The sequence below is a fragment of the Mycolicibacterium sp. CBM1 genome (genome assembly GCF_054073305.1).
In genome coordinates this window covers 323,116-349,919 of the sequence record NZ_JBSXPP010000002.1, presented here as the reverse complement: position 1 = coordinate 349,919, position 26,804 = coordinate 323,116, and the positions used below count along the sequence as shown (strand labels likewise).

The window sequence follows — 26,804 nt, the reverse complement described above, 5'->3', positions numbered from 1 at the left end:
GGAACAGGGACAGCTATGGCTTACCCGGTGCTGTCCACCTATCGACTACAACTGCGCGGCGCGTCCGCGGGAGAGGCATTCACCTTCGCCGACGCCGAGAAGCTCATCGACTATCTGGACAGCCTGGGCGTCAGCCACCTCTACCTGTCCCCCATCCTGACCGCGGTGCCGGGCTCGACGCACGGCTACGACGTCACCGACCCGACCACCGTGTCCGACGAACTCGGCGGCGCCGAGGGGCTGGCGCGCCTAGCCGACGCGGCCAAGGCCCGCGGGTTGGGGTTGATCGTCGATATCGTGCCCAACCACGTCGGGGTGGATCAGCCCGAACGCAATCCGTGGTGGTGGGATGTGCTACGCCACGGACGGGAATCGGCCTACGCCACCTATTTCGACATCGACTGGTCGGTGGACCCCGATGGACGAATCCTGTTGCCGGTCTTGGGTTCCGATGACGACACCGCCGACTTGACGGTGGACGGTGACACCTTGCGGCTGGGCGAGCTGGCCTTCCCGATCGCCCCCGGCACCGGTGCGGGCACCGGCCCCGCGGTGCACGACCGCCAGCATTACAAGTTGATCGGCTGGCGCAACGGGGTCTGCGGATATCGCCGATTCTTCTCGATCACCTCGCTGGCCGGACTGCGCCAGGAGGACCCGGAGGTGTTCGACACCACCCACGCCGAGGTCGCCCGCTGGTTTCACGAAGGACTCGTCGACGGTGTGCGGATCGATCATCCGGACGGGCTGACCGACCCTGCGGGGTATTTGGTCCGGCTGCGTGAGCTGCTGGGACCGCGGGCCTGGATCGTCATCGAGAAGATCCTCGGCGTGGACGAGGCACTGGACCCGATGCTGCCCGTGGACGGCACCACCGGCTACGACGTGCTGCGTGAGGTGGGCGGCGTGTTCGTCGATCCCACCGGAACCGAAGCGCTGACCGCGCTGGTGGAGGCCAACGGTTTCGATTACGCAGGCGTCCCGGAGTTGTTGCGGCACTTGAAGATCAACACCGCCACGACCACGCTGGCCAGCGAGCTGGCCCGATTGCGCAGCTCCATTGTGACGACCGTCGGCGCCGACCACCCGTTGTTGCCCGACGCCGTGGCCGCACTGCTGACCAACATCGGGGTGTACCGCAGCGACTACCTGAACCTCGCGCCGGTGCTGTCCAGCGCCATCGCCCACACCGTGGCCGCCCAGCCGGCGCTGGCCGCTCCGCTGGAACTGGTGTCGACCGCGGTCGCCACCGGGGACGAACCCGCGGCGCGATTGCAGCAACTGTGCGGCGCGATGACCGCAAAGTCGGTGGAGGACTGCTACTTCTACCGCGACGCCCGGCTCGTGTCGCTCAACGAGGTCGGCGGGGAGCCGGAGCGCTTCGGGGTCAGCGCCGCGGAATTCCATCGCAGCTCGGCGGTGCGCGCCACGCTGTGGCCGCGGTCGATGACCACGCTGTCGACCCACGACACCAAGCGCGGCGAGGACGTGCGGGCCCGTATCGCGGTGCTCTCGCAGGTGCCGTCGCTGTGGGCGGAGTTCGTCGCGAGTTGGGCCACCACCACCCCGGCACCCGACGACGCGACGGCACTGTTCCTGCTGCAGAACATCTTCGGGGTGTGGCCCGCCGACGGCAACGTCACCAACGAACTACGTGAGCGCCTGCACACCTACACCGAGAAGGCCGTCCGCGAAGCCTCCTGGCACACCTCGTGGAACGAGGTGAACACCGAATTCGAGGACGCCGTGCACGCCTGGGTCGACGCCATCCTCGACGGGCCGGTGGCCACCGAGTTGACCGGGCTGGTCGTCCAGCTCGAACCGCACGCACACAGCGACGCCCTCGGCCAGAAGCTGCTGGCGCTGACCGTCCCCGGCATTCCCGACATCTACCAGGGCACCGAGCTCTGGGAGGACAGCCTCGTCGACCCCGACAATCGCAGGCCGGTGGACTATTCCGCACGAGCCGGGGAACTGGACCGGTTGTCCCACGACAAGATTCGCGTCGTGACGGCAGCATTGCATGCCCGCCGCGACCGGCCCGAGACGTTTTTGTCCGGCGGGTACACCCCGGTGCTGGCCGCAGGTAGCGGCGCCGAGCACGTGGTGGCGTTCCGGCGTGGTGCGGAGGTCCTGGTTGCGGTGAGCCGGTGGACCGTGCGGCTGCACCACGACGGCTGGGGTGACACGCATGTTCCACTTCCGGAGGGCACCTGGACCGACCGGCTGACCGGTGCCGCCTGGTCGGGCGCGGCCCCGGCCGGCCAGCTGTTCGCGGAGCTTCCCGTCGTCCTGTTGGAGAAGTGTGATGCCTGAATTCGCGGTGTGGGCACCGTTGCCCAAGCTGGTTCGGCTCGACGTCGCCGGCGCGCTGCACGACATGACGCGCGACGACGACGGCTGGTGGCACGCCAACGTCGACTGCCCCCCGGACGCCCGATACGGCTTCGTCCTCGACGACGATCCCGCCGTCGTACCCGACCCCCGCTCCCCCCGCCAGCCCGACGGTGTGCACGAGCGGTCGCAGTTGTGGGATCCGGCGCGGGTGCAGTGGACCGACCAGGGCTGGGCCGGCCGCTCGATCGAGGGTGCGGTGATCTACGAACTGCACACCGGCACCTTCACCGACGAAGGCACGTTCGACGCGGCGATCGCCAAGCTCGACTACCTGGTGGACCTCGGCGTGGATTTCGTCGAGCTGATGCCGGTCAACGCGTTCAACGGCACCCACGGCTGGGGCTACGACGGGGTGTTGTGGTACGCGGTGCACGAACCCTACGGCGGGCCAGACGGTTTGGTGCGCCTGATCCAGGCCTGCCATGATCGCGGGCTCGGGGTGCTGATCGATGCGGTGTTCAACCATCTGGGCCCGTCGGGCAACTACCTGCCCAAGTTCGGGCCGTATCTGTCCTCGGTGGCTAATCCGTGGGGCGAGGGCGTCAACGTCGCCGGACCCGACGCCGACGAGGTGCGTCGCTACATCATCGACTGCGCGCTGCGCTGGATGCGCGACTTCCATGTCGACGGGTTGCGGCTGGACGCGGTGCACGCGCTGGTGGACAACACCGCCATCCACATCCTGGAGGAGATGGCCGCCGAAACCGACGCGCTGTCCGCGGTTGTGGGCCGGCCGCTGTCGCTGATCGCCGAGAGCGACCTTAACGATCCCCGGCTGATCACCCCCCGCGACCGCGGCGGCTACGGGATGACCGCCCAGTGGGACGACGACATCCACCACGCCATCCACACCGCCGTCTCCGGCGAACGGCAGGGCTACTACGCCGATTTCGGTTCGATGGAGACACTGGCCACCACCTTGCGCAACGGGTACTTCCACGCGGGTACGTACTCGTCGTTCCGGCACCGCCGCCACGGCCGGCCACTGGACAAGTCGCTGATCCCGGCGACCCGCCTGACGGCATACACCACCACACACGACCAAGTCGGCAACCGAGCTCTGGGCGACCGGCCCTCGCAGAACCTGGACAGCGGCCAGCTGGCCATCAAGGCAGCTTTGGCGCTTGGATCACCCTATACAGCAATGCTTTTCATGGGTGAGGAGTGGGGATCGACGCGACCTTTTCAGTTCTTCAGCTCCCATCCCGAACCCGAGTTGGGCATCGCGACAGCAGAGGGCCGCAAGGCCGAGTTCGCCGACCACGGCTGGGATGCCGACGACATCCCCGACCCGCAGGACCCGCAGACGTTTGAGAACTCCAAGCTGGACTGGGACGAGACCGAGCAGGGCGACCACGCCGAACTGCTGGCGTTCTACCGCGGGTTGATCGCGTTGCGGCACACCGAACCCGACTTCGCCGATCCCTGGCTGACCCATCTTGCAGTGGACTTCGACGAGGACCAGCGGTGGATCGTGATGCGCCGTGGACGCTTCGCCGTCACCTGCAACCTCGGCGAGGACGCGGTGAACGTGCCGGTCACCGGCGAGGTGGTGCTGGGTTGGGGCGAGGTGCTGCCCGGACCCGAGATCACCGCCATGCCTGGACATTCCGTGGCAATCCTGCGCACGTAACCTGCCAAGTCACTGGGAATCTCTGCCAGAGATGGAACCGCCGGCAACGGTTAGCTTAGCCTCTCCATAGTCCGGGTCTCCACCGGATCGGTGGAGAGGAGTCGGTCTGCAAGGCATCTTCGTGGGCACGTTCCTCATCGGCCTGCGTGAGGGACTGGAAGCAACCCTTATCGTCAGTATCGTGGGCGCATTCCTGCGCCGCAACGGGCGATCGGTTCGGCCCATGCTGGTCGGTGTCGGGCTGGCCGTCACCCTGAGCATGGCCGTCGGAGTCGGACTGGACGCACTGTCCGCGTCACTGCCCCAGCGCCAACAGGAAATGCTGGAAACCGTGATCGGTGCCGCCGCCGTGGCGTTCGTCACCTCGATGATCATCTGGATGAACCGCGCCGCTCACCGACTCAAAGGCGAGCTGGAACATGAGGCGGCCCAAGCCATCAACACCGGAAGCACGTTGGCGTTGGTGACGATGGCTTTCCTTGCGGTGATCAAAGAAGGATTCGAAACAGCCGTCTTCCTGCTCGCGGCCGCACAGGCAACGCACAGCAGTGGCGGAGCGGCACTGCTGGGGGCCGTTGCCGGTATCGCGGTGGCCATCGCCATCGGCGTCGGCATCTACTTCGGCGGGCTCAAGCTCAACCTTGGCCGGTTCTTCCGTATCACCGGGGTGTTCCTGGTGTTCATCGCCGCCGGCCTTGTCGTCGGTGCGGTGCGCACCGCGCACGAGGCCGGCTGGATCGACATCGGCCAACAGCGGATCTTCGATCTGTCGTCCTGGATACCCCCGCGCTCGGTGCGCGGGGCGTTGGTGACCGGAATGTTCGGCATTCCCAGCGACCCCCGGCTCATCGATGCCGTCGCCTGGTTGGCGTACGCCGTTCCGGTCCTGGCAGTGGTTCTCCGGCCGGCACGACTCCACGCCTCCCCCACACAGCGGCCTCGGCTACTGGCCGCCACCTCGGCGGCGTTGGCCGTTGCCGCGGCACTGCTGGTCATCGCCGGCTGGTCACAGCACGCTCAGTCACCGGGTTCGACCCGGACAGTCACCCTGGCCAGTGGCGGATCCACCACTATCGCACTGCACTTCACCGGCGACGCAGCGTCATTGACGGTGGGCGACGGCGGACCCATCGCGTTGACGAAGGCCGGTTCCCAGGTGATCGACGGACTGCCGGTTACGCTGTGGCAGAAGACCTTTCCCGCTAATCCCGGTGCCGTTGCCAACCCGGTGTCGCTGGCGCAGCTTGCAAACCTGACCGGCGGCCGGCTGCCGGTCGGCCTGAGCAGCACCCGCACACCAGGCCCGTTCCAGGCGCAGTGGACCGCGACGATCTCGTATTGCGTCAGCAGTCATGGCGATTCGCTTGTCAGCGGCCAGCGGCAGAGCAACCGGGTCGCCGTGCTGCGAGGCGGCGGGCTGAGCTCACCCAAGACGGTGAGCCTGGGCGTTCTGGACGGCGATTGGAGCACCACCGCGGCCGACGACGCCGCCGTCGCAGCGACCGTCTCTCACCTCACCGCGCGCCTTGGCGAGCAGCGGCTGTGGCGCATCTGGCTGCCACTGCTGTTGGCCGCCTGCTCGGTCTTGACCGCCGTCCTGGCCTATCGCGCCGGCCGTAGTTCCCCCACAAGTGAAGAAAGGCACGACCTCGATGACTACCACCATCCTCAGCCAAGCCAGATCGGGACCCCGTAGCGTGCTGCGCCACGCGCCCACCCTCGCGGCGATCGTCGCGTTCGGTGTCAGCGGCTGCACCGGCTCGCACACCAGCGGTGCACCTGCCAACACACCATCGGCGACTGCGGCCAACGGCGTGACATCCGTCAACGTGACACTGACCAACGAATCTGGCAAGGACACCTGCAAGCTCGACACAACCAGGGTGCCGGCCGGACCGGTGACGTTCACCGTCACCAACACGAGCGCGGCGGGTATCACCGAGATCGAGCTGTTGCAGGACCAGCGCATCGTCGGCGAGAAGGAGAACTTAGCGCCGGGCCTCGACCCAGTGTCGTTCACCACGACTCTCAACGGCGGTCCCTACAAGATCTACTGCCCCGGCGCGGCCGCGGAGTACGTCGACGTCACAGTCACCGGACAGGCGCCGTCCGCACCGACGGGAACCGTACCGACCATCCTGGCCGACGGTACGAAGACCTATGCGTCCTATGTAGCCGACCAGGTGAACCAGCTCAACACCGCCGTGAAGGCACTCGACGCCGCCATCCAGGCAGGTGATCTCAACCAAGCCAAACAGGCCTACGCCAAAGCCCGCCCGTTCTACGAGCGCGCGGAGTCCAGCGTCGAGGGATTCGTACTGCCCGGCTTTGCCGTCGACGACAATGCCGGCAACCTCGACTACTTGATCGACATGCGACAGTCCACGCCAGTGGACGCAAAGGTCGGCTGGAAGGGCTTTCACGCAATCGAGCGAGATCTGTGGCAGGGCGGGGCGATCACCGCGGGTACCAAGGCACTGAGTTCGGAGCTAGTCGGCAATGTCGGCAAGCTCGACGGCATCGTGCAGAACCTCCAGTACAAGCCGGAGGATCTGGCCAACGGTGCGGCCGATCTGATTGAAGAGGTGCAGAACACCAAGATCACCGGCGAAGAGGAAGCCTTCAGCCATATCGATCTGGTCGACTTCGCGGGCAATGTCGAAGGGGCACAGCAGGCCTACGCAGCGTTGCGACCCGGGTTGCAGAAGATCGACCAGAATTTGACGACTCAGCTGGACCAGCAGTTCCAAGCCGTGCTGACCGCACTGGACCATTACCGCGATCCGTCCGCCCTCGGCGGCTATCGGCTGTGGACACCGCAGCTGCAGGCCACCGATGCGCCCACACTGACCGCGGTGATCCAGCCGCTGCACGAAAGCCTGTCGACGGTCGCGCAGAAGGTGGTGTCTGCGGGCTGATGTCGGAACCATCCGAGCGACGTTCCGATACCGCGTCCATGACGGTTTCACGACGCGGCATGTTGTCGACCGCCCTACTGGCCGGCCTCGGCGGAGTCGCAGCCGGGGCGGCGGCAGGCGGCGGCGTGGCGTGGGCGCTCGCGTCCTCGGCGACACCGGGCGACGAGGTGGACCTGTCCAGGAGCTATCCGTTCTACGGGCAACCACACCAGGGCGGCATCGCGACCGAACCACAGCGCAACGCGGTCTACATGACGTTCCGGTTCACCGATTCGGCGGACCGGAGCGCACTGCAAAGCCTTCTCGCACGCTGGTCAGCGGCCGCGGCCGTGCTGCAGCAAGGCACGCCCATCGGGTCGGTGCAGCCCGACGTCGAGGTCCAACCACCCACCGACACCGGTGAGGCATTCGGGTTGAGCCCGGCCAGCCTGACCCTGACCATCGGGTTGGGGCCGTCGGTCTTCGGACCCCGGTTCGGACTCGCGTCACGAAAACCGGCACTGTTCAACGACTTACCACCACTCAATGGTGACAATCTGGATCCACGACTGACCGGCGGTGACCTGAGCGTCCAGGCGTGCGCCGACGACCCGCAGGTCTGCTACCACGCGGTGCGCAACCTGGCCCGGCTCGGCCGCCGCGTCGTCTACCCGCACTGGGCCGTGCTGGGTTTCGGTCGCGCCTCGGCCGGGCCCGGCCAGAGCACGCCTCGAAACCTGTTGGGGTTCAAGGACGGGACCCGAAACATCAGCTCCGAAGAAGACTACGATCAGTTCGTCTGGATCGCCGGCGGCGACCAGCCGTGGCTGGAGGGCGGCACGTACCAGGTGGCGCGAAAAATCCGGATGCTCCTGGAAACCTGGGACAGCGACAGGATCGGCAATCAGCAGCAGATCTTCGGGCGGGCGAAGGAGTCCGGCGCACCGTTGACGGGTTCGGCGGAATCCGATACCCCGGATTTCGCGGCGCGGAACGCGGCCGGCCTCGTCATCGACCCGCTGTCGCATGTCGCGCTGGCCGCACACGAGAACAACGACGGCATTATGATTCGCCGGCGTTCCTACAATTACACCGACGGGCTGGACGCCACCGGGCAGCTCGACGCAGGCTTACTGTTCCTCTCCTACCAGAACGACCCGCGGCACTTCATCACGATCCAAAACCGACTCGGCGCACACGATTTGCTCAACGAGTACATCCGCCACACGGGGTCGGCCATCTTCGCCGTCCCACCCGCACCCCAGCAGGGGCGGTATGTGGCGCAGGAGCTGTTCGCGGGCTAAGTCAGGTAGCGGTAGGTCGGCGAATCGGGCTGCAACAGTTCGACATGGGCCTCGGATTCATCCATCCGCTGCAGCAGTCCGTCCAGATCGGCCGCTGAGCTCAGTTCGATACCGACCAGTGCCTCACCGGTCTCCCGGTTGTTGCGCTTGACGTACTCGAACAGGGTGATGTCGTCATTGGGCCCCAGCACCGTGTCCAGGAATCGTCGCAGTGCACCCGGCTCCTGCGGGAAGTCGACCAGGAAGTAGTGCTTGAGACCGCGGTGCACCAGCGAGCGCTCCAGGACCTCGCCGTAGCGCGAGACGTCGTTGTTGCCGCCGGAGATGATGCACACCACCGTGGAGCCCGGCGCGATGTCGGCCTCCAGCAGCGCAGCCGCCGACAATGCGCCCGCCGGCTCGGCGATGATGCCTTCATTCTGGTAGAGATCGAGCATCGCCGAGCAGACCGCACCCTCGTCGACGGAGGTGATGGTCACCATGTCACCGGCGGCCGCCAGGGCCGCGTAAGTGTGGGTGCCGGCCCGCGCCACCGCGGCACCATCGACGAACTGATCGACGTGCTCGAGGGTGACCGGTGCACCGGCCGCCAGCGCTGCCATCATCGACGCGGCGCCGGCGGGTTCGACGCCGAGCACCGCGGTGTTGGCGGTGCGCTCGGACAAGTACGTCGTGATGCCCGCGATGCACCCACCTCCACCGACCGGGACGATCACCAGGTCGGGCTCGGCGTCGAGCTGGTCGACGATCTCCACGGCGATGGTGCCCTGCCCGGCGATGGTGCGGGGATCGTCGTAGGGCGGCACCAGCGTCGCACCGGTGCGGGCGACGTCATCGAGTGCGGCGGCCGCGGCGAGGTCGAAGGTCTTGCCGCCGACGATCAACTCGATGAATTCGCCGCCGTGATAGCGAATGCGGTCACGCTTCTGCTTCGGGGTCTTGGCCGGCACGTAGACCCGGCCGTGTACGCCCATCGATCGGCAGGCCAGCGCGAATCCCTGCGCGTGGTTGCCCGCCGAGGCGCATACCACCCCGGCCGCCAGCTCCGGCTCGGACAGCTGCATCAGCAGGTTGAAGGCGCCGCGCAGCTTGTAGGACCGCACGCTCTGCAGGTCTTCGCGTTTGAGGTAGACCTCGGCGCCGGTAGCCTGGGAGAGCCGGTCGCTGTACTGCAGCGGGCTGCGGGTGACCACTCCCGAAATTCGGTGGGCGGCCTCATCGATGTCAGCCGCGGTCAGCGGTCCCGACAGTCGGCTCCGGCTCAGTTCGGTGGACACCCGTTAATCGTGCCACCAGCAGGGCGGAATCAGTGAATCCGCGAGGACATCGCAGGAACCCCGAAGCGGTCGGCGAGCAGCCGGATGAGGTCGGGGTGGGCGCCCAGCGGCGATGTCACGCCGTCGGCCCCGGACTGCCCGAGCCGGGTGTGGAACACACCGGGAGCCAGCAGGTATGAGGCGACGAACACCCGGCGCCCCGAACGTTTGAGCCGGTGCACCTCCTCGGCGGCCGTCGGCGTCCCGGTGGCCACGAAGCCGACCGTCACCTCACCGACCAGATCGGCCAGCAGCGCGGCCGCCTGTGCCACCTCCGCACGGGCCTGGGGATCCGACGAGCCGGCCGCGGCCAGGACCACCGCGTCCCCGGCGGTCCAGCCGGCGTCGGCCAGCCGAGCGTGCAGGACCCGGGCGAGCATCGGGTCGGGCCCGAGCGCGGGGGTGACCGTGACCTGGGAATGGCCACTCTCGCGAATCCGGGCCGGCAGGTCGGCGTTCACGTGGTAGCCCGCCGCCAGGAAGGCTGGAACCACGATGGCCGGTCTACTCGAATCGGCGAGAACCTCACGCGGGTTGGGGCCCAGGACGTCGACGAACGCCGTGCGCACCGGTCCGACGTGTGCGGCGACGGCTGACGCGATCTCGGTGATGGTCGCCAGGCCCTGCGGGCTTCGGGTGCCGTGTGCGACCAGGATCAGATCGTGGCTCATGTCGCCGCCGGATCCAGCGCCAGCCGGTAACCCCGCTTGACGACGGTCTGCACCACGCGCGGGGCCGCCAACGCGGACCGCAGCCGGGCCATCGCGGTCTCCACCGCGTGGGTGTCGCCCCCGCCGCCGGGCAGCTCTGCGAGCAGCTCCTCGCGGGAGACCACCAGGCCGGGTGACACCAGCAATCGGCGCAGCAACGCCATCGCCGCGGGCGGCAACACCTTGAGGTCACCATCGACCTCGACGCTGCCGCTGCGCACGCTGATGTCGTGCCCACCGGCACGGAATTGACGTGCGAGACAGGGTAATTCGCTGCTGATGAGTCTGGCAAGCGCGCCGAGGCGGTAGCGCTCAGGATATCGGGCCTCCACACCGAGGCGGGTCAGCGGCGTCGCGGTCACCGGCCCGACGCAGAACACCGCCACGTGGTTGCGCAGGGCGGCGATCAGGCATTCCAGCGCGCCGAGCGCCTTCGCTCGTTCCAGCAGCGACGCGACGGCCGGCGCGCTGGTGAAGCTGACCGCATCGACATCGGCGTTGATGATCATGGTGACCAGCTGGTCGAGGCGGCGCGAGTCGTCGGGTGTCTCCCATCGGTAGACCGGCACCTTGACCACACGCGCACCGGCCAGCGCCAGCGCCTCACAAATGTCGGTGTCGGGCTCCCACTCGCTGGCGGCGCCGTGTAGCTGCACTGCGATCCGCAGACCCTCCACCCCTTCGCTGAGCAGCCGCTCGAGCACTTCGACCGACGACTCGGACTCCGGGCTCCACTCCTCGCACAGGCCGGCCTGACGCACCGCGCCGCGGGCTTTGGGGCCGCGGGCGACGATCCGGGTGGACTCCAGTGCGGCGGTCAGTTCCTCGGAGACGTCCCAGCCGTGGGCGGCCTCGATCCAGCCCCGAAAGCCGATACCGGTGGTCACCACCACCAGATCCGGCGGCTCTTCGACGAGGTGGGTGGTCACCCGCTGCAGCTCCACATCGTCGACCAGCGGCACGATCCGGATCGCCGGAGCGTGCATCACGGCGGCACCTCGCCGTTCCAGCAGTGCGATGAATTCCTCGGCCCGGCGCGCCGCGGTCACCCCGACGGTGAACCCGGCCAGCGGCTCAGTGGTTTCTGATGTCGATGAATCCATCGACCACCCTGACGTCGTAGACCGGCAGCGCGTAAGACTCGTCGTCGAGGCAGCGGCCGTCGATCAGGGAGAACACCTGCTTTCCCAACGGCGACGCGACAGTCGGCTCGCCACCGCGGTCGCCGACAATGCCGCGCGACATCACCGCGGCCCGACCGAACGGGTCGATGTTGCCCACGGCCGCCAACGTGCCGTCAGCCAACAGGAACAGCGCGACCTGCTCCCCGTCGGCCAGGAGCACGGCCGCGCCGCGGCCGGCCAGCAGTGTCTCGAGCCGGCACGCCGGTGTCCAGGTGTGCGCGTCGGCGCCGGAGCGGATATCCGCAAGAACTGTCATGGTTTCCTCATCCTCCCCACACCCACCCAAGCCCTTGATAGAGCGGCGGTGTTTCGCTTCTGTTACAGGTGGCTTTCCGTGGCGTTGACACTGCTCGGCATGCCCAGCAGCACCGGCACCTTGCGCGGGCCGGTCTCATCGAACGCGACCGTCGGATCAGGTTGATCCGGGGCGTTGACGAAGGACACGAACCGGGCGAGTTTGCTCTCGTCGGCCAGCACCCCGGCCCACTCGTCGGAGTAGCCCTCGACGTGGCGGGCCATCGCGGCATCGAGGTCGGCGGCGATACCCAGTGTGTCGTCGCACACAACGGCGCGGATGTGGTCGAGCCCGCCCTCGATGCTCTCCTGCCACACCGCGGTGCGCTGCAGACGATCGGCGGTACGGATGTAGAACATCAGGTAGCGATCGATGTAGCGCACCAGCGTCTCCGAGTCGAGGTCGCCGGCCAGCAGCTGGGCGTGTTTCGGAGTGGCCCCGCCGTTGCCTCCGACGTAGAGGTTCCAGCCCTTCTCGGTGGCGATCACCCCGACGTCCTTGCCGCGGGCTTCCGCGCATTCGCGTTGGCATCCGGAGACACCCATCTTGATCTTGTGCGGCGAGCGCAGCCCGCGGTAGCGCAACTCCAGGTCGACGGCCATCGCCACCGAGTCCTGGACGCCGTAGCGGCACCACGATGAGCCGACGCAGCTCTTGACTGTCCGCAGCGACTTGCCATACGCGTGGCCGGATTCCATGCCGGCGTCGACGAGTCGCTTCCAGATCAGCGGCAGCTGTTCGACGCGGGCACCGAACAGGTCGATACGCTGCCCACCGGTGATCTTGGTGTAGAGACCGAAATCGCGGGCCACCTCGGCGATCACCATCAGCTTCTCCGGGGTGACCTCGCCGCCGGGCAGCCGAGGCACCACCGAATAGGTGCCGTTGCGCTGAATGTTGGCCAGGAAGTGGTCGTTGGTGTCCTGCAGCCCGGCCGCCTCGCCGTCGAGGATATGGTCACTGGACGTGGACGCGAGGATGGATGCGACGACAGGCTTGCAGATGTCGCAGCCGGTTCCGGTGCCGTGCTCGGCGATCAGCGCGGAGAAGGTGCGCAGCCCGGTGGTGGCGACGATCTGGAACAGTTCGGCGCGGGTTTGCGTGAAGTGTTCGCACAACGCCTTGGACATCGCCACGCCCTGCGCCTCGAGCAGCCTCTTGAGCATCGGGATGCAACTGCCGCAAGACGTTCCGGCCGAGGTGGAGCACTTGATCGCGGGCACGTCGTGAGAGCCGTGCGAAATGGCCTCGGCGATGGCTCCTTTCGACACCGAATTGCACGAGCAGATCTGCGCGTCGTCGGGCAGCGCCCCGACACCCACCTCAGCACCGGCCGGCGAGATCAGGGTCGCCGGGTCGGCGGGCAATGGTCGGCCCACCAGTGGGCGCAACGTGGCGTAGGCGCTGGCGTCGCCGACCAGGATTCCGCCCAGCAGAGTCGAAACATCATCGGAGACGACGAGTTTGGCGTAGGTCTGGTTCACGGCGTCATTGAGCACGACCTCTAGGGCGCCGGGCGTCGCCGCGTGGGCGTCGCCGAAGCTGGCGACGTCGACCCCAAGCAGTTTGAGCTTGGTGGACAGATCCGCACCGGGGAACTCGGCGCTGCCGCCGAGCAGCCGGTCGGCCACCACCTCCGCCATCGTGTAGCCGGGGGCGACCAGACCGTAACACCGCCCCTCGACAGCGGCGACCTCACCGATCGCGAAGACATCCGGATCGGATGTGACGCAGCCGATGTCGGTGAGGACTCCGCCACGCTCGGCAATGTCCAGACCGCAGTCAAGGGCCAGTTCGTCGCGAGGGCGCACCCCTGCGGAGAACACCAGCACCGCGGCGTCGAGCCGCTGGCCGTCGGAGAGGAACACGCTCAGCCCGTCACCGGTGTCGAGGATGTCGGTGGTCGACACCTCGGTGTGCACGGTGATACCCAACTCGCCGACCAGCCGGTTGAGCAGGGCGCCACCGCCGTCGTCGATCTGCAGCGGCATCAGCCGCGGGGAACGCTCCAGCACGTGCGGCGACAAGCCCAGCAGGCGAAGGGCGTTCGCCGCCTCGAGGCCCAGCAGACCGCCGCCGACGACGATGCCGGTCGCTCCCGGCTCGGTCGCTGTGGTGACGGCGCGGATGGCGTCGAGGTCTTCCAGTGTGCGGTAGACAAAGCAGCGCTCCAGGTCGCTGCCGGGGATCGGCGGGACGAACGGCCGCGAGCCGGTGGCCAGCACAACCGCGTCGTAGCAGACCCGCTCCCCCGCCGAGGTCAACACCTGACGCGCTGGACGGTCGATGGCCACCGCGCGGTGACCGATCCGTAGATCCACCAGTTCATCGGCAGCGTAGTCGTTTCCGGCAAGAGCAAGCGCGGTGCGATCCCACGCCTCGATGTAGGACGACAGTCCAACTCGGTCGTAGGCCGGGGTGGCTTCCTCACACAGCACGACCACCTGCCAGCTGCCGTCACGATCCCGGTCACGCAGCGCCTCGACGAAGCGGTGCCCGACCATGCCGTGGCCGATAACCACGACGGTCTTGGGGCCGGTCTTGCGGGCGGTCATGCGACAGCTGCGGCGCTGTCGACCGCGGTCTCGTCGGTACGGGTCACCTTGGTCGCCTGCGCAGGCGTGCGCACGTAGGCCAGCCAGGTGATGACCGCGCACAGCACGTAGAAGCCCAGGAACACCCAGAACGCCATGGTCGCCGATTTCGCGGGCGAGAGATAGGAGGCGCGCAGCGCCATGTTTACCCCCACCCCACCGAGACCGCCGATGGCTCCGGCGATTCCGATCAAGGACCCCGACATCCGCTGCGACCATGCCCTGCGGTCCGCGGCCCCGAGGTGGTCCAGGCTGCGGGATTTCGCCTCGAAGATCGACGGGATCATCTTGTAGGTGGAGCCGTTACCCATGCCGGACAGGATGAACAGCATGATGAACCCCGCGACGAACGCGGCCATGGTGGCACCCGACGCCGGGCCGGCGGCGGCGTCGTCGATCTCGCCGGCCGCGACCAGCCAGGCGGCGGCGGCGATCATCGCGGCGAAGGTGTACAGGGTGACTCGCCCACCCCCGAATCGATCGGACAACCAGCCGCCCAGCGGACGTGACAGCGAGCCAAGAACGGGTCCGATGAAAGCGATCTGGGCGGCGTGCAGCGACGCCTGGGCGGCCATCGCCGGTGTAACGGGGCCGCCGTGGGACAGCCCGGCCAGGAAATTGAGCTGCAGCACCTGACCGAAGGCGAACCCGAAGCCGATGAACGAGCCGAATGTGCCGATGTAGAGCAGCGAGATCAGCCACGAATCACGATGGGCCAGAACCGCGATCATCGAGCGGGCGTCGGTGCGCTGGTTGGTCAGGTTGTTCATGAACATTGCCGCACCGAGCGCTGCCAGCGCGACAAGCACCAGGTAGACCGCGCAGACCAGGTGCGGCGACCGGTTGCCGACGGTCGCGATCACGATCAGCCCGACGATCTGGATCACCGCAACTCCGATGTTGCCCCCGCCGGCGTTGAGCCCCAGCGCCCAGCCCTTGTATCGCTGCGGGTAGAAGGCGTTGATGTTGGTCATCGACGAGGCGAAGTTGCCGCCGCCGAGACCGGCTAAGGCGGCCACGATCAGAAACGTGGTGTAGGACGTGCCCGGGTGGGCCATGAAGTAGAGCGTCAGCGCCGTCGGGACCAGCAAGGCTATCGCCGAGACGATGGTCCAGTTGCGGCCGCCGAAGCGGGCGACGGCGAAGGTGTACGGGATGCGCAGCAGGGCGCCGATGAGGGTGGGCACCGCCACGAGGAAGAACTTGCCCGCCGCGTCGATGTGGTAGACGTTCTGCGGCATGAACAACACCATCACCGACCAGATCGACCACACCGAGAACCCGACGTGTTCGGCGAAGATGGACCAGATCAGGTTGCGGCGTGCGGTTTTCGCACCTCCGTTGTTCCAGGCGTCGACGTCCTCGGGATCCCAGTCGTCGATGTCGTAGCGGCTTCGGGTGGGAGAGATCTGCGCGGAAATCTGCATACGTCCACGGTAGGAATCCTTTGTTGCGGTCCGGGTGCACACGGTGATCGATGTGTCACAACCTCCTCACTTTCGGCGGGGCCGGGCGGTGAGGTCAGTACACGTCGCGCACGTAACGTTTGGCGGCGACCAGTTCCCGCTTGTAGTCATGGGCCGCTGCCGCACTGCGCCGCCCGTGGGTCTCGATGATCGTGCCCAGCGCCGAGTCGACCCCGGTCGCCATGGTACTGGCATCGCCACAGACGTAGAGGTGGGCACCGTCCTGCAGCCAGCTCCACAGTTGGGCACCGTTGTCGATCATCTTGTTCTGCACATAGATACGCTTGGCCTGGTCGCGGGAGAACGCCAGGTCCAGCCGGTTGAGGAAGCCGTCACTGACCATGTCGGTCAGGTCGTCGCGGTAATAGAAGTTCTCGGCCCGGTGCTGGTCGCCGAAGAACAACCAGTTGCGCCCGGTATGACCGAGGGCGCGGCGTTCCTGCAGGAACCCGCGGAACGGCGCGATCCCAGTGCCGGCACCGATCATCACGATCGGCGCGGACCTGTCCTGCGGCGGGCGGAAATGCGGCGAGCGTTGCAGGAAGATCGGGGTGGGCACACCGGTGGCACGGTCGGCAAGGTAGGTCGAACACACTCCGCCCCGCGGCGAGCCGTCGATTCCGTTGTAGCGCAACACCGATACCGTCAGCTGTACCTCACGCGGGCTGACCAGCGGGCTCGACGAGATCGAATAGAACCGCGGTGTGAGCCGGACGAGGACGTCTTGCCACTGCTGGGCGGTGGCGTCGACGGTGACGGTACGCACGGCGTCGAGGCCGTGCCGCACGGCGCGCAGCCGTTTGGCGGCCGCCTTGTCGGGGGCCGCCGCGGTGAGGAAGTCCAGCAGGTCGGGAGTCAGCCGGCAGAAGTCATAGGCCACGGTGAGCGCTTGGCGCAGTGAGCATTCCGTTGCGTCGACTTCGACCGCTTCGTCGCCGGTCAGTCCGGTGGCAACCAACCACTGGTCGACGTCCTCGGGGTTGTTGGTGGGTTGCACGCCCAGCGAGTCGCCGACGGCGTAGGAGACGTCGTACTCGGAGATGTCGAAGCCGAACTGGCGCACCTCCTTGGCCGCCGTCACCGGGGTGAGCCGGATGTTGCGGCTCAGCCTGGCCGGTAGCGGGTGGCCCCGGGTGAAGGGCGTGGCCACGACATCGACCGCACCGGCGGTAGCCGGATCGGGCAACACCGCAGCGGGATTGACCAATTGCACGACGCGGCGATTCCACTGGCCCAGCGCGGTGGCGTCGTGGGCCTCGCACTCACCGCGGTCGAGCAACCGAGCGGCACCGAGTTCGGCCAGCCGGGCGTCCAGTGAGCGTGCGTGGCCGCAGAATTGACCGTAGGACCGGTCACCGAGGCCGAGGACGGCGAACCGCACTCCGGTCAATGCCGGGGCGTCGGGCGCCTGCAGGCGAGACCAGAATTCAGCGCCGTTGTCCGGCGGTCCCCCGTCACCGAAGGTGCTGGTCACCACGAACACGTCACCGGCGCGGACCAGTTGGTCTGGTGTCACGTCGGCCATTGCGGCGAGTCGGGCCGAAACACCCTGGGCGGCAATCTCCTCGACGAGCCGCGTTGCGTGGTCCTCGGCGTTGCCGGTCTGCGAGGCCCACAGGACCACCGGTCCACCATCGGCCAGGGTCGGTGGGGTGCGGCCCGGTTCGGCGGGCGCCGGGCGGACTCCGACCGGTCGCAGTCGCACCGCGCACACCTTGAGTTCGGGCTGAAGCGACTCGGCGTCCACCGCATCGTTGGTGACCGCATTGACGGTCAGATCCGCGCCCTGCTGGTCGTTCCAGTGGAACGGCGCGAAGCAGGTTCGCGGCCCGACGCGGTCAGTGACGACGGCGGGCAGCACGGCGCGGCCGCGGCGGGAGCACACCTCGACGTCGAGGCCGTCGACGATGCCCAGCGATGCCGCATCGTCGGGATGGATCTCCAGAAACGGGCCGTTGTCCAACCGGGTGAGCTTGGGTACCCGGCCGGTCTTGGTCATGGTGTGCCACTGGTGCGCGAGCCGACCGGTGTTGAGGACGAACGGGTAGTCCTCGTCGGTCACTTCGTCGGGCCCCACGTGCGGCCGGGCGTGGAAGACCGCCCGCCGGGACGGCGTCGCGAACGCCAGTCGGGGGGCCCGTCCGTCCGCGTCGACGTGATGGCTTTGACTGACTCCGTCGTTGAGATAGCGGATCGGGTGGCGACGCTGGTCGTCGCCGGGCGGGCACGGCCATTGCAGCGGACCCTCGCGCAGCCGCTGATAGTCAGCTCCGCGCAGGTCGTAGCCGGTTCGGGGGTTCCAGAACCGGCGGATCTCGTCGAACACCTGCTCGGCGGACCGGTAGTCGAAGTACTCACCGAAGCCCATGGCCGCGGCGACCTGGCAGATCAGCTGCCAGTCCGGCCGGGCCTGGCCCACCGGCGAAACGCATTGCCGGACAAGGGTCAACGTGCGCTCGGAATTGACCATCACCCCGTCGGTCTCCGCCCATAGGGCGGCGGGCAAGACCACGTCGGCGTAGCTGTTGGTGGCGGTGGCGGCGTATGCGTCCTGGGTGACCACCAGCTCGGCGGCCCGCAGACCGCGGATGACGGTGTCACGGTTGGGCACGGTGGCCACCGGATTGGTGCAGATGATCCAGCAGGCCTTGATGTCCCCGGCCGCCATCTTTTCGAACATGCCGACGGTGCCGTGACCCGCCTCGTCGCGCAGGGTTCCCGCTGGAAGGTTCCAGATCGACTCCACGAACGCACGGTCCTCGGCCGACGCCAGCGAGCGTTGGCCCGGCAGGCCAGGACCCATGTAGCCCATCTCGCGGCCGCCCATGGCGTTGGGCTGGCCGGTCAGCGACAGCGGGCCGCTGCCCGGTCGGCAGATGGCCCCGGTGGCCAGGTGCAAGTTACAGATGGCGGTGGTATTCGCCGTGCCGTGGGTGCTCTGGTTGAGACCCATCGTCCATAGCGACATCCACTCGCCGGCCTGCCCGATCATGGCTGCCGCGGTGCGGATGTCGGCCTCGGCCAGTCCGGTGATCTCGGCCACCGCGTCAGGGGGGTAGCCGGCGAGGAAGTCGGGCATCGCCGCCCAGCCTTCGGTGTGTTCGGCGATGAAGTCGGTGTCGATATCGCCGGCGGCCACCAGCAGGTGCAGCAGACCGTTGAGCAACGCCAGGTCGGTGCCGGGACGGATCTGCAGGAAGAGGTCGGCTTTGGCCGCCGTCTCCGTGCGTCGGGGGTCGACGACGATCAGTTTGGCCCCGACCCGCAACCGGTCGGCTATTCGCAGGAACAGAATGGGATGGCAATCGGCCATGTTGGCGCCAATGACGAAAAACAGTTCAGCGCAGTCGATATCGGAGTACGAGCCGGGTGGGCCGTCGGAACCGAGGGATTGTTTGTAACCCGCCGCGGCGCTGGCCATGCACAACCGCGAGTTCGATTCCATGTTGACGGTGCCAATGAAGCCCTTGGCCAGTTTCGTCGCCAGGTATTGCGCCTCGATCGACATCTGCCCCGAGACGTACAGGGCCACCGAGTCCGGGCCGTGACGCTCGACGATCCCCCGTAACCGGGTCCCCACGCCGGTCACGGCGTCGTCGACATCGGCGGCCACCAGCTGCTCCCCCCGCGCCGGGCGTACCAGTGCGCTGGTAGCGCGGCCCTCGGCGTTGCCCATCAACTCGGCGTGGGTGGCACCTTTGGTACACAGCCGGCCGAAGTTGGACGGATGGAGCCGGTCACCGACGACCTTGGCGATGACCGGCCCGCGCCTGCCGGGGGCGGTGTGCACCTCGATGCCGCACCCGACACCGCAATACGAGCACGCGGTGCGGATGCGGTCACCACCATCGGTCCCGGCCACGGGGTGATCATGCCCGACGGACATTACGGCCGGTGCGGCGTGAGTTAGGGGCGCGATAACGCGCGCTCACCGGCCGCCGCACGGCGTTGTGAGGTCAGGCGGGATTGAACAGCCGGCGCTCGAACAGCGTTGAGTCCTTCATCCGACCCAAACGCACCTTAGAGTTGCCTTATTTTTCTCTTATCTTTCTTATGGTTGTGGTAGCGTCGCGGCGGTCGGGATGGGCCCTGAGAGCACGACATGGGCGAGCCGACCGATCGAGCCGTTGCCCTCGGGCGTTGGCATGGTCAGGCTGCTGGCCGCCGCGGTACTCGGTGAGTGGTTGTCGGCTGTCCCGGTGGCGCAACGGGATCGGTTGCCCGACAGCCTGTTTGTTCGTCAAGGTGATCCCTGGCCCGCCACAACGACCCTGACAGGAGGCGATCCGCATGCAGCCAAGGCCGGACGACCATGACCATGGTTTGGACGTGATCTATCGCGACACCCGTGCCCGGGTGTCGCACCTGCTGAGCACGCTCGCCGACGAGCAGTGGGAGCTCCCGGTGCCCGCAACCCCACAATGGACGGTCCACGACCTGGTGGCCCATCTCACAGGGGGTGCAGTCGACGCGGCTACCGGACGTATCGACGGCGCCCCCGGCCAAGCGTGGACAGCCCGCCACGTCGATGAACGCCGCACCATCCCCGCCCACCAGTTGCTTCGCGAGTGGCACGCCGTCGGGCCGGTGATCGAACAAGGGCTAGCCGGACAGCGATTCACCGGGCCGAACATCGCCGCGGACCTGATCTGCCACGAAGCCGACCTGCACGAAGCCCTCGGTCATCCCCGCCCCGCTCGGGAGCACTGGCAGCAACCCTTCCTCCCGGTGATGATGCAGTTCCTGCGCCAACGCCTCAAAGACTGCCCGACCGTTCTCATTCGAAACGACGATGGTCACGAATGGCACTGCGGTGCAGGCGAACCCGCCACCGTGCTGGAAGCTGAGAGCTACGAGTTGTTGCGGGCGATGTTCAGCCGCCGCTCCCGACGCCAGATCGCCACCTGGAACTGGACCCACGCGCCCGCGCCACCGGTGATCGACAGCTTCGGATTCTTCGGTCCGCGCGACGACGACCAACCCATCCCCCCACCCGATGGAGGCCAACATGGCTGACTGCGATGTGCTGATCGCCGGAGCCGGCCCCACCGGATTGATGCTGGCCGGTGAGCTGGCGTTGGCCGGAGTCGACGTCACGGTGATCGAGCCGCGAGCCGGCCACGATCTCGTGGGTTCGCGCGCGGGCGGTATGACGCCGCGCACTATTGAGGTCCTCGACCAGCGCGGTATCGCCGAGCGGTTCGTGGCCGAGGGCAGCACCGGCCAATACATCCACTACTCCGGGATGTTCTTCGACATCTCCGACCTCCCCACCCGGCACAACTACGGGCTGGCTCTGCTGCAGTACCGCATAGAGAAACTCCTCGCCGAATGGATCGCTGAGCTCGGGGTCAGCGTCGACTACGACTGTGCGGTGGCCGGGTTCACCCAAGATCCCGCCGGCGTCGACATCGTCCTGTCGGATGGAACCCGCCGACGCAGCGCCTACCTCGTCGGCTGCGACGGAGGCCGCAGCCTCGTGCGCAAGAGCTCCGGCATCGGCTTCCCTGGATGGGAGCCCTCCACCAGCTGCCTGGTCGCCGACGTCACACTGGCCGACGAGCCGCCCTGGGGCCTGCACACCGACGGCGGGTTTCATTCATTCTTCCGATTCGACGGTGAAGACACGATCCGGGTCGTGGTGACCGAACCTGAGGTCGGCAGCGCCCGGGACGCCACGCTGACCGACCTCAGCACGGCACTGATCGCCTTGCGCGGGACCGACTACGGACTGCGCAGTGCCACATGGATTTCCCGGTTCACCGACACCACACGGCAAGCCGACAACTACCGCGACCGACGTGTACTGCTGGCTGGCGACGCCGCCCACGTCCACTTCCCCGTCGGCGGGCAGGGGCTGAACACCGGCATCCAAGACGCCGTCAACCTCGGATGGAAACTGGGCCAAGTCGTCACCGAAACCTCCGGCGAGCACATCCTGGACACCTACCACGACGAACGACACCCGGTCGCGGCCCGCGTGCTGCACAACACCATGGCGCAAACAGCCCTCAACGGCCCCGGCCCACGCGTGGCCGCACTACGCGACACCATGGCCGAACTGCTCACCCTCGACCAACCCCGGACCCGGATCGCCGCCATGATGTGCGGACTCGACATCAGCTACAACCCCAATCCGGCAGACCCGCTACTCGGCCTGCGGATGCCCGACCTCGACCTGCACACTGCCGACGGCCCCACCCGACTGTTCACCCTGCTCCACCCCGCCCAGTGGATACTGCTCACACACGGCCAACCCTGCAGCGCGGACCTCACCGGGTGGGAACGCCGCGTGACCACGGTGCACGCACACACGACACCGACCTGGCACTTGCCCATACTCGGCGAGATCGCCGCCCCCCAAGCTGTCCTGGTCCGCCCCGACGGCCATATCGCCTGGGTCGGCCGCGGCACCACCACCACCGGGCTCACAGACGCCCTCACCACATGGTTCACCTGATCGGCCCGCGCCACAGAACCGGCAACGCTGTCCCACCGCGTGCGCACCGAGTTTGCAGCACGTCGACAATGGAACGCGCATGCTGAAGATATCCAGAACACCCTTATCTAGAGTTTCGGCTAGCCGAAAAGAAAGATGCGAGCGATCCTCAAAGGATGACGAGTGTTGAGCAGGTGCGGGCAGCCCTGGCCTCGTCCGGGTCGCAAGTCCGGATCGCCGGGGTGCCGTGGCCGCTGTACAAGCTGATGGCGTTGGTGCTCGGTCTGTTGGTGTTCGTGGTGCTCGCCCTGGTCACCGCCCAGGCAGCCCCGGCCGTCCTGACCGCCGCCGCACTGTCGACGACGATCTGGCTGGCCTTCGGCCTCCGCCGCCACCCGCGGGGCTAACGCTCCAGTATCCGCTTGAGGGTGGCCAGATCGGCCGCTATCGCCGCCGCATCGGCCGCATATTCGGCGTCAGACATGCCCGGCCTGCGCCGAAGAGTGAAAACAACCTCGCTCCACTCGGCACCGGCCGGCACCACCCGCAGGGGATTGAACACCGGCTCCCCCGACGGCAGCGTGACGACGTGGTCGAGCACTCCCAAGTCATTGGCCGGGGTGAATTCGATGGCGATCTCGCCCATCGATGACTGTGCCACCCAGGTGCCGCGATGTGTCCCGATCCTTGTCATCGTCCATGCCCCCATCTTGCATATCCCCGGGCAGTCCCGGGCGGCGATGCTCTGGATAAACCGACTCTGCGTCATGAGACTTTGCCCGTGCACACGGGTCCGCTACACCAGCGCGGGCCTGGCACACAATATCGGCGGCCTCCTCGGCGGCGGTGTGCCCCCGGTGATTTCGGAGTACCTTCTGGACAGGCACGGCAGTTCGAGCATCGCGGCGATGCTTGCCGGCTTGGCACTGGTCAGCCTCGCATGCGTACGCCTGCTGAAAGAGACTGACGCACAGAATAATCCGCGCCCGGAGGATCGGCCGGTAGGCTAACCCCCCAGGCAGCCTGGCCCGAGCAAGGCCTTGAGGTCGCCCATCAGCGCCGAGGACGGCGTCACCCGCAGCGACTGGTCCAGTTCCAGGGTGGTGATGCGGTCGCCGCTGATCAACCGCAGATGGACCTGTGCGGTTCCCGGGTGACGGGCCAGCACCTGTTTGAGTGCACTGACCTTGTCGATGGTGCACTGCCGAGTGGGCAGGCTCACCGCCAGCGGCCGGTCCGGCTGGGCGTTCGAGAAGTCCGGCACCACAAGCTCATTGGCGATCAGTGAGATCCGGTCATCCTGGATGCGCACCTTCCCACCGACAAGGACCACCGCGTCGTCGGCGATCTCGGCCCCGAACAGCGAGTAGGTCTGCGGGAAGAACATCACCTCGATGCCACCGGTGAGATCTTCCAATTGTGCTGATGCCCAGGGCATTCCGTTCTTGTTGACGCGGCGGTTCACTGCAGCCAAAATGCCGCCCACCCGCACCTGGGTATCGTTGGCGACGTCGCCGTCGAGGATGGCCGGGATCTGCGTGTCGACCTGGGTGGCCAGCAGGTGCGCGACTCCGTTGAGCGGGTGGCCGGACACGTAGAGTCCCAACATCTCCCGCTCGAGAGCCAGCTTGTGCTTGTCGTCCCACTCGTCGTCGGGCACCCGGATGGTGAACGCCGAATCGGCAATGTCGGCGCCACCGTCGGCGCCACCGAAGAGGTCGAACTGACCCATTGCCTCGGCCTTCTTGGTGCCCAGGACCGAGTCGACCGCGTCGGTGTGGATCAGGAACAGCCCCTTGCGCGGGTGGCTGAGCGAATCGAAGGCACCGGCCTTGACCAGCGACTCGGTGACCTTCTTGTTGCAGGCTGCGATGTCGATCTTGTTCAGGTAGTCGGAGAAGTCGGTGAACTTTCCTTTGTCGGTGCGGGTGGCGATCAGCGAACTGACTACGTTGGCGCCGACGTTGCGGATTGCGCCGAGGCCGAACCGGATGTCGTTGCCCACCGAGGCGAAGTTCTGCACCGACTCGTTGACGTCGGGCGGCAGCACGGTGATGCCCAGTCGGCGGCAGTCGGCCAGGTAGACCGCGGCCTTGTCCTTGTCGTCACCGACAGAGGTGAGCAGGCCGGCCATGTACTCGGCCGGGAAGTTGGCCTTGAGGTAGGCAGTCCAGTAAGACACCAGACCGTAGCCGGCGGCGTGCGATTTGTTGAACGCGTAACCGGCGAACGGAAGGATGGTGTCCCACAGTGCCTTGACCGCCTTCTCGGAGAACCCGTTGGCGGTCATTCCTTCCTTGAAGCCCTGATACTCGGCCTCGAGGACCTCGAGCTTCTTCTTGCCCATCGCTTTTCGGAGCGCGTCGGCCTTACCCATCGAGTAGGAGGCGACCTTCTGGGCGATGAACATGATCTGCTCTTGGTAGACGATCAGGCCGTAGGTCTCGGACAGGATCTCCTTGAGCGGCTCCTCCAGCTCCGGATGGATCGGTTTGATCGGCTGGCGGTTGTTCTTGCGGTCGGCGTAGTCGTTGTGGGCGTTCATGCCCATCGGGCCGGGCCGGTACAGCGCCAGCACGGCGACGATGTCGTTGAACTCGGTGGGCTGCATGCGCCGCAGCAGATCTCGCATCGGCCCACCGTCGAGCTGGAACACACCCAGGGTGTCGCCGCGGCCCAGCAGTTCGTAGGCCTTGGGGTCATCCAGCGGCAGCTTCTCCAGGTCGATGTCGATGCCCCGGTTGGCCTTGATGTTCTCGATGCAGTCGCCGATGATCGTCAGATTTCGCAGCCCGAGGAAGTCCATCTTCAGCAGGCCGATGGCCTCACACGACGGGTAGTCCCAGCCGGTGATGACCGCCCCGTCCTGCGGGCGCCGCCACAGCGGGATCGCCTCGATCAGCGGCTGCGAGCTCATGATCACCGCGCAGGCGTGCACGCCGGCGTTACGGACCAGACCCTCCAGCCCGCGGGCCGTCTCGTAGATGGTGCGCACATCGGGATCGGTGTCGATCAGGCCGCGGACCTCGGCGGCCTCCTTGAACCGCTCGTGGTTCGGGTCAGTGATACCCGACAGCGGAATGTCCTTGGCCATGATCGGTGGCGGCAGCGCCTTGGTGATCCGGTCGGCGATCGCGAAGCCCGGCTGGCCGTAGTGCACCCGGGCCGAATCCTTCAGGGCGGCTTTCGTTTTGATGGTGCCGAACGTGATGACCTGGGCGACCCGGTCGCTGCCCCACTTCTCGGCGGCATACCGCACCATTTCGCCGCGGCGGCGGTCGTCGAAGTCGATGTCGATATCGGGAGCCGACGGGCGCTCCGGGTTGAGGAAGCGTTCGAACAGCAGACCGTGCGGGATCGGGTCGATGTTGGTGATGCCCAGCGCGTAGGCCACCAACGAACCGGCCGCCGACCCGCGGCCCGGGCCCACCCGGATGTCGATGGAGCGGGCGTAGTTGATCAGGTCCGCCACGATCAGGAAGTACGACGGGAATCCCTTGCCGCAGATGACGTCGATCTCGTAGGCGGCGCGCTCGGTGTACTCCGGTGGCACACCGTTAGGGAATCGCCGGCGCAGCCCGGCCTCGACCTCGTGGCGTAGCCAGGATCCCTGGTCGTGGCCCTCGGGCACCGGGAAGATCGGCATCCGGTCCACCGGCGCCCACACCTCGGCGTAGGACTGCACCCGTTCGGCGATCAGCAGGGTCGAATCGCAGGCCCCGGGAACCTCGGCGTCCCACAGGGCGCGCATCTCGGCAGCCGACTTCAGGAAGTAGCCGTCGCCGTCGAACTTGAACCGGTTTGGGTCGGACAGGGTCTTGCCGGTCTGCACGCATAACAGCGCTTCGTGGTTGTGCGCCGCGTCGCGCGTGACGTAATGGCAGTCGTTGGTGGCCAGCGGCGGGATGCCCAACTTGCGGCCGACCTCGAGCAGCCCATCGCGGACCCGCCGCTCGATCGACAGGCCGTGGTCCATCAGTTCCAGGAAGAAGTTCTCCGGCCCGAAGATCTCCCGCCACTTTGCCGCGGCCTCCAGCGCCTCGCGGTCGTGGCCCAGCCGCAGCCGGGTCTGCACCTCCCCCGACGGGCAGCCGGTGGTGGCGATGATGCCTTCTGCATGCTCGGCGATGATCTCGGCGTCCATCCGGGACCACTTGCCGAGCTGTCCTTCGAACGAGGCCCGCGACGACAGCTTGAACAGGTTGCGCAGGCCGGTGGCATTCTCGGCGACCATCGTCATGTGGGTGTAGGAACCGCTACCCGAGACGTCGTCGCTCTTCTGCCCGGGATCGCCCCACAGGATCCGGCGGGTGTCGAATCGAGAAGCGGGAGCGATATAGGCCTCCACCCCGATGATCGGCTTGATACCGACCTTGGTCGCCCCGTTGTAGAACTCACTGGCCCCGAACATGTTTCCGTGGTCGGTCATGCCGATCGCGGGCATTTCGAGTCGTTGCGCCTCGGCCAGCATGGGCGAAATCTTCGCGGCACCGTCGAGCATCGAGTACTCGGTGTGGTTATGAAGGTGTACAAAAGAGCCGGCAGAAGTTCCAGTACCCATAGGCCCGT

The 26,804-nt window shown here is 67.1% G+C and carries 17 protein-coding genes; 8 read left to right on the top strand and 9 right to left on the bottom strand.

Features of this window, described 5'->3' with window-relative positions:
- Window positions 1-15 precede the first annotated feature (15 nt).
- The 5 genes from treY to ACXDF8_RS04210 all read left to right on the top strand — a co-directional run bounded on the left by treY (window position 16) and on the right by ACXDF8_RS04210 (window position 8,231).
- The gene (gene treY, locus ACXDF8_RS04230) at window positions 16-2,316 is read left to right on the top strand and encodes a malto-oligosyltrehalose synthase (protein WP_457221992.1); all 2,301 of its coding nucleotides are present in this window, start codon (window positions 16-18) and stop codon (window positions 2,314-2,316) included.
- Entirely contained in the window at window positions 2,309-4,030 is a 1,722-nt protein-coding gene (gene treZ, locus ACXDF8_RS04225) for a malto-oligosyltrehalose trehalohydrolase (protein WP_457221991.1), read from the top strand. Before treY ends, treZ begins: the two co-directional genes overlap by 8 nt.
- A 121-nt stretch (window positions 4,031-4,151) precedes the next feature.
- Complete coding sequence (efeU, locus tag ACXDF8_RS04220; RefSeq protein WP_457221990.1) at window positions 4,152-5,726, top strand: iron uptake transporter permease EfeU; 1,575 nt, start codon at window positions 4,152-4,154, stop codon at window positions 5,724-5,726.
- Window positions 5,683-6,948 carry an iron uptake system protein EfeO gene (efeO, locus tag ACXDF8_RS04215; protein WP_457221989.1) on the top strand — a complete coding sequence of 422 codons (1,266 nt, stop codon included), beginning with the start codon at window positions 5,683-5,685 and terminating at the stop codon, window positions 6,946-6,948. The genes efeU and efeO overlap by 44 nt, the downstream gene beginning before the upstream one ends.
- On the top strand, window positions 6,948-8,231 hold the full coding sequence (locus ACXDF8_RS04210) for a Dyp-type peroxidase (protein ID WP_457221988.1): 1,284 nt from the start codon (window positions 6,948-6,950) through the stop codon (window positions 8,229-8,231). Before efeO ends, ACXDF8_RS04210 begins: the two co-directional genes overlap by 1 nt.
- Here the strand turns inward: ACXDF8_RS04210 and ilvA are convergent.
- The 7 genes from ilvA to ACXDF8_RS04175 all read right to left on the bottom strand — a co-directional run bounded on the left by ilvA (window position 8,228) and on the right by ACXDF8_RS04175 (window position 19,682).
- Window positions 8,228-9,508: a threonine ammonia-lyase IlvA gene (gene ilvA / locus ACXDF8_RS04205; protein WP_457221987.1), complete on the bottom strand. Its 1,281-nt coding sequence runs from the start codon at window positions 9,506-9,508 to the stop codon at window positions 8,228-8,230. The genes ACXDF8_RS04210 and ilvA overlap by 4 nt on opposite strands.
- 29 nt (window positions 9,509-9,537) lie before the next feature.
- A complete protein-coding gene (locus ACXDF8_RS04200) occupies window positions 9,538-10,218 on the bottom strand; it encodes a sirohydrochlorin chelatase (protein WP_457221986.1) in 681 nt (226 codons plus the stop codon).
- Window positions 10,215-11,360 (bottom strand): uroporphyrinogen-III synthase, encoded by a 1,146-nt coding sequence (locus ACXDF8_RS04195; RefSeq protein WP_457221985.1) that lies wholly within the window; start codon window positions 11,358-11,360, stop codon window positions 10,215-10,217. The genes ACXDF8_RS04200 and ACXDF8_RS04195 overlap by 4 nt, the downstream gene beginning before the upstream one ends.
- A complete protein-coding gene (nirD, locus tag ACXDF8_RS04190) occupies window positions 11,332-11,697 on the bottom strand; it encodes a nitrite reductase small subunit NirD (RefSeq protein WP_457221984.1) in 366 nt (121 codons plus the stop codon). The genes ACXDF8_RS04195 and nirD overlap by 29 nt, the downstream gene beginning before the upstream one ends.
- Window positions 11,698-11,759: 62 nt before the next feature.
- On the bottom strand, window positions 11,760-14,291 hold the full coding sequence (gene nirB, locus ACXDF8_RS04185) for a nitrite reductase large subunit NirB (protein WP_457221983.1): 2,532 nt from the start codon (window positions 14,289-14,291) through the stop codon (window positions 11,760-11,762).
- Complete coding sequence (locus ACXDF8_RS04180; RefSeq protein WP_457221982.1) at window positions 14,288-15,757, bottom strand: MFS transporter; 1,470 nt, start codon at window positions 15,755-15,757, stop codon at window positions 14,288-14,290. The genes nirB and ACXDF8_RS04180 overlap by 4 nt, the downstream gene beginning before the upstream one ends.
- 94 nt (window positions 15,758-15,851) lie before the next feature.
- Window positions 15,852-19,682: a bifunctional nitrate reductase/sulfite reductase flavoprotein subunit alpha gene (locus tag ACXDF8_RS04175; protein ID WP_457221981.1), complete on the bottom strand. Its 3,831-nt coding sequence runs from the start codon at window positions 19,680-19,682 to the stop codon at window positions 15,852-15,854.
- Window positions 19,683-20,086: 404 nt separating this feature from the next.
- Here ACXDF8_RS04175 and ACXDF8_RS04170 point away from each other — a divergent pair, with 404 nt between their 5' ends.
- From ACXDF8_RS04170 to ACXDF8_RS04160, 3 genes are all read left to right on the top strand, one after another.
- On the top strand, window positions 20,087-20,812 hold the full coding sequence (locus ACXDF8_RS04170) for a maleylpyruvate isomerase family mycothiol-dependent enzyme (RefSeq protein ID WP_457221980.1): 726 nt from the start codon (window positions 20,087-20,089) through the stop codon (window positions 20,810-20,812).
- Window positions 20,805-22,256 (top strand): FAD-dependent monooxygenase, encoded by a 1,452-nt coding sequence (locus ACXDF8_RS04165; RefSeq protein WP_457221979.1) that lies wholly within the window; start codon window positions 20,805-20,807, stop codon window positions 22,254-22,256. Before ACXDF8_RS04170 ends, ACXDF8_RS04165 begins: the two co-directional genes overlap by 8 nt.
- Window positions 22,257-22,411: 155 nt before the next feature.
- Window positions 22,412-22,642 carry a hypothetical protein gene (locus ACXDF8_RS04160; protein ID WP_457221978.1) on the top strand — a complete coding sequence of 77 codons (231 nt, stop codon included), beginning with the start codon at window positions 22,412-22,414 and terminating at the stop codon, window positions 22,640-22,642.
- On the opposite strand, the gene ACXDF8_RS04155 is transcribed toward ACXDF8_RS04160, so the two are convergent.
- The gene (locus ACXDF8_RS04155; RefSeq protein WP_457221977.1) at window positions 22,639-22,944 is read right to left on the bottom strand and encodes an SRPBCC family protein; all 306 of its coding nucleotides are present in this window, start codon (window positions 22,942-22,944) and stop codon (window positions 22,639-22,641) included. The two genes, ACXDF8_RS04160 and ACXDF8_RS04155, sit on opposite strands and share 4 nt — an antisense overlap.
- Before the next feature lie 297 nt (window positions 22,945-23,241).
- Window positions 23,242-26,796 carry a DNA polymerase III subunit alpha gene (gene dnaE, locus ACXDF8_RS04150; RefSeq protein ID WP_457221976.1) on the bottom strand — a complete coding sequence of 1,185 codons (3,555 nt, stop codon included), beginning with the start codon at window positions 26,794-26,796 and terminating at the stop codon, window positions 23,242-23,244.
- Between the last annotated feature and the right edge of the window lie 8 nt (window positions 26,797-26,804).

Excerpts from the sequence above, each read along its gene's own strand:
- treY (WP_457221992.1), top strand. The coding sequence starts at position 16 with ATGGCTTACCCGGTGCTGTCCACCTATCGACTACAACTGCGCGGCGCG.
- treZ (WP_457221991.1), top strand. The coding sequence starts at position 2,309 with ATGCCTGAATTCGCGGTGTGGGCACCGTTGCCCAAGCTGGTTCGGCTC.
- efeO (WP_457221989.1), top strand. The coding sequence starts at position 5,683 with ATGACTACCACCATCCTCAGCCAAGCCAGATCGGGACCCCGTAGCGTG.
- ACXDF8_RS04210 (WP_457221988.1), top strand. The coding sequence starts at position 6,948 with ATGTCGGAACCATCCGAGCGACGTTCCGATACCGCGTCCATGACGGTT.
- ACXDF8_RS04200 (WP_457221986.1), bottom strand. The coding sequence starts at position 10,218 with ATGAGCCACGATCTGATCCTGGTCGCACACGGCACCCGAAGCCCGCAG.
- ACXDF8_RS04195 (WP_457221985.1), bottom strand. The coding sequence starts at position 11,360 with ATGGATTCATCGACATCAGAAACCACTGAGCCGCTGGCCGGGTTCACC.
- nirD (WP_457221984.1), bottom strand. The coding sequence starts at position 11,697 with ATGACAGTTCTTGCGGATATCCGCTCCGGCGCCGACGCGCACACCTGG.
- nirB (WP_457221983.1), bottom strand. The coding sequence starts at position 14,291 with ATGACCGCCCGCAAGACCGGCCCCAAGACCGTCGTGGTTATCGGCCAC.
- ACXDF8_RS04180 (WP_457221982.1), bottom strand. The coding sequence starts at position 15,757 with ATGCAGATTTCCGCGCAGATCTCTCCCACCCGAAGCCGCTACGACATC.
- ACXDF8_RS04175 (WP_457221981.1), bottom strand. The coding sequence starts at position 19,682 with ATGTCCGTCGGGCATGATCACCCCGTGGCCGGGACCGATGGTGGTGAC.
- ACXDF8_RS04170 (WP_457221980.1), top strand. The coding sequence starts at position 20,087 with ATGCAGCCAAGGCCGGACGACCATGACCATGGTTTGGACGTGATCTAT.
- ACXDF8_RS04165 (WP_457221979.1), top strand. The coding sequence starts at position 20,805 with ATGGCTGACTGCGATGTGCTGATCGCCGGAGCCGGCCCCACCGGATTG.
- ACXDF8_RS04160 (WP_457221978.1), top strand. The coding sequence starts at position 22,412 with ATGACGAGTGTTGAGCAGGTGCGGGCAGCCCTGGCCTCGTCCGGGTCG.
- ACXDF8_RS04155 (WP_457221977.1), bottom strand. The coding sequence starts at position 22,944 with ATGGGGGCATGGACGATGACAAGGATCGGGACACATCGCGGCACCTGG.
- dnaE (WP_457221976.1), bottom strand. The coding sequence starts at position 26,796 with ATGGGTACTGGAACTTCTGCCGGCTCTTTTGTACACCTTCATAACCAC.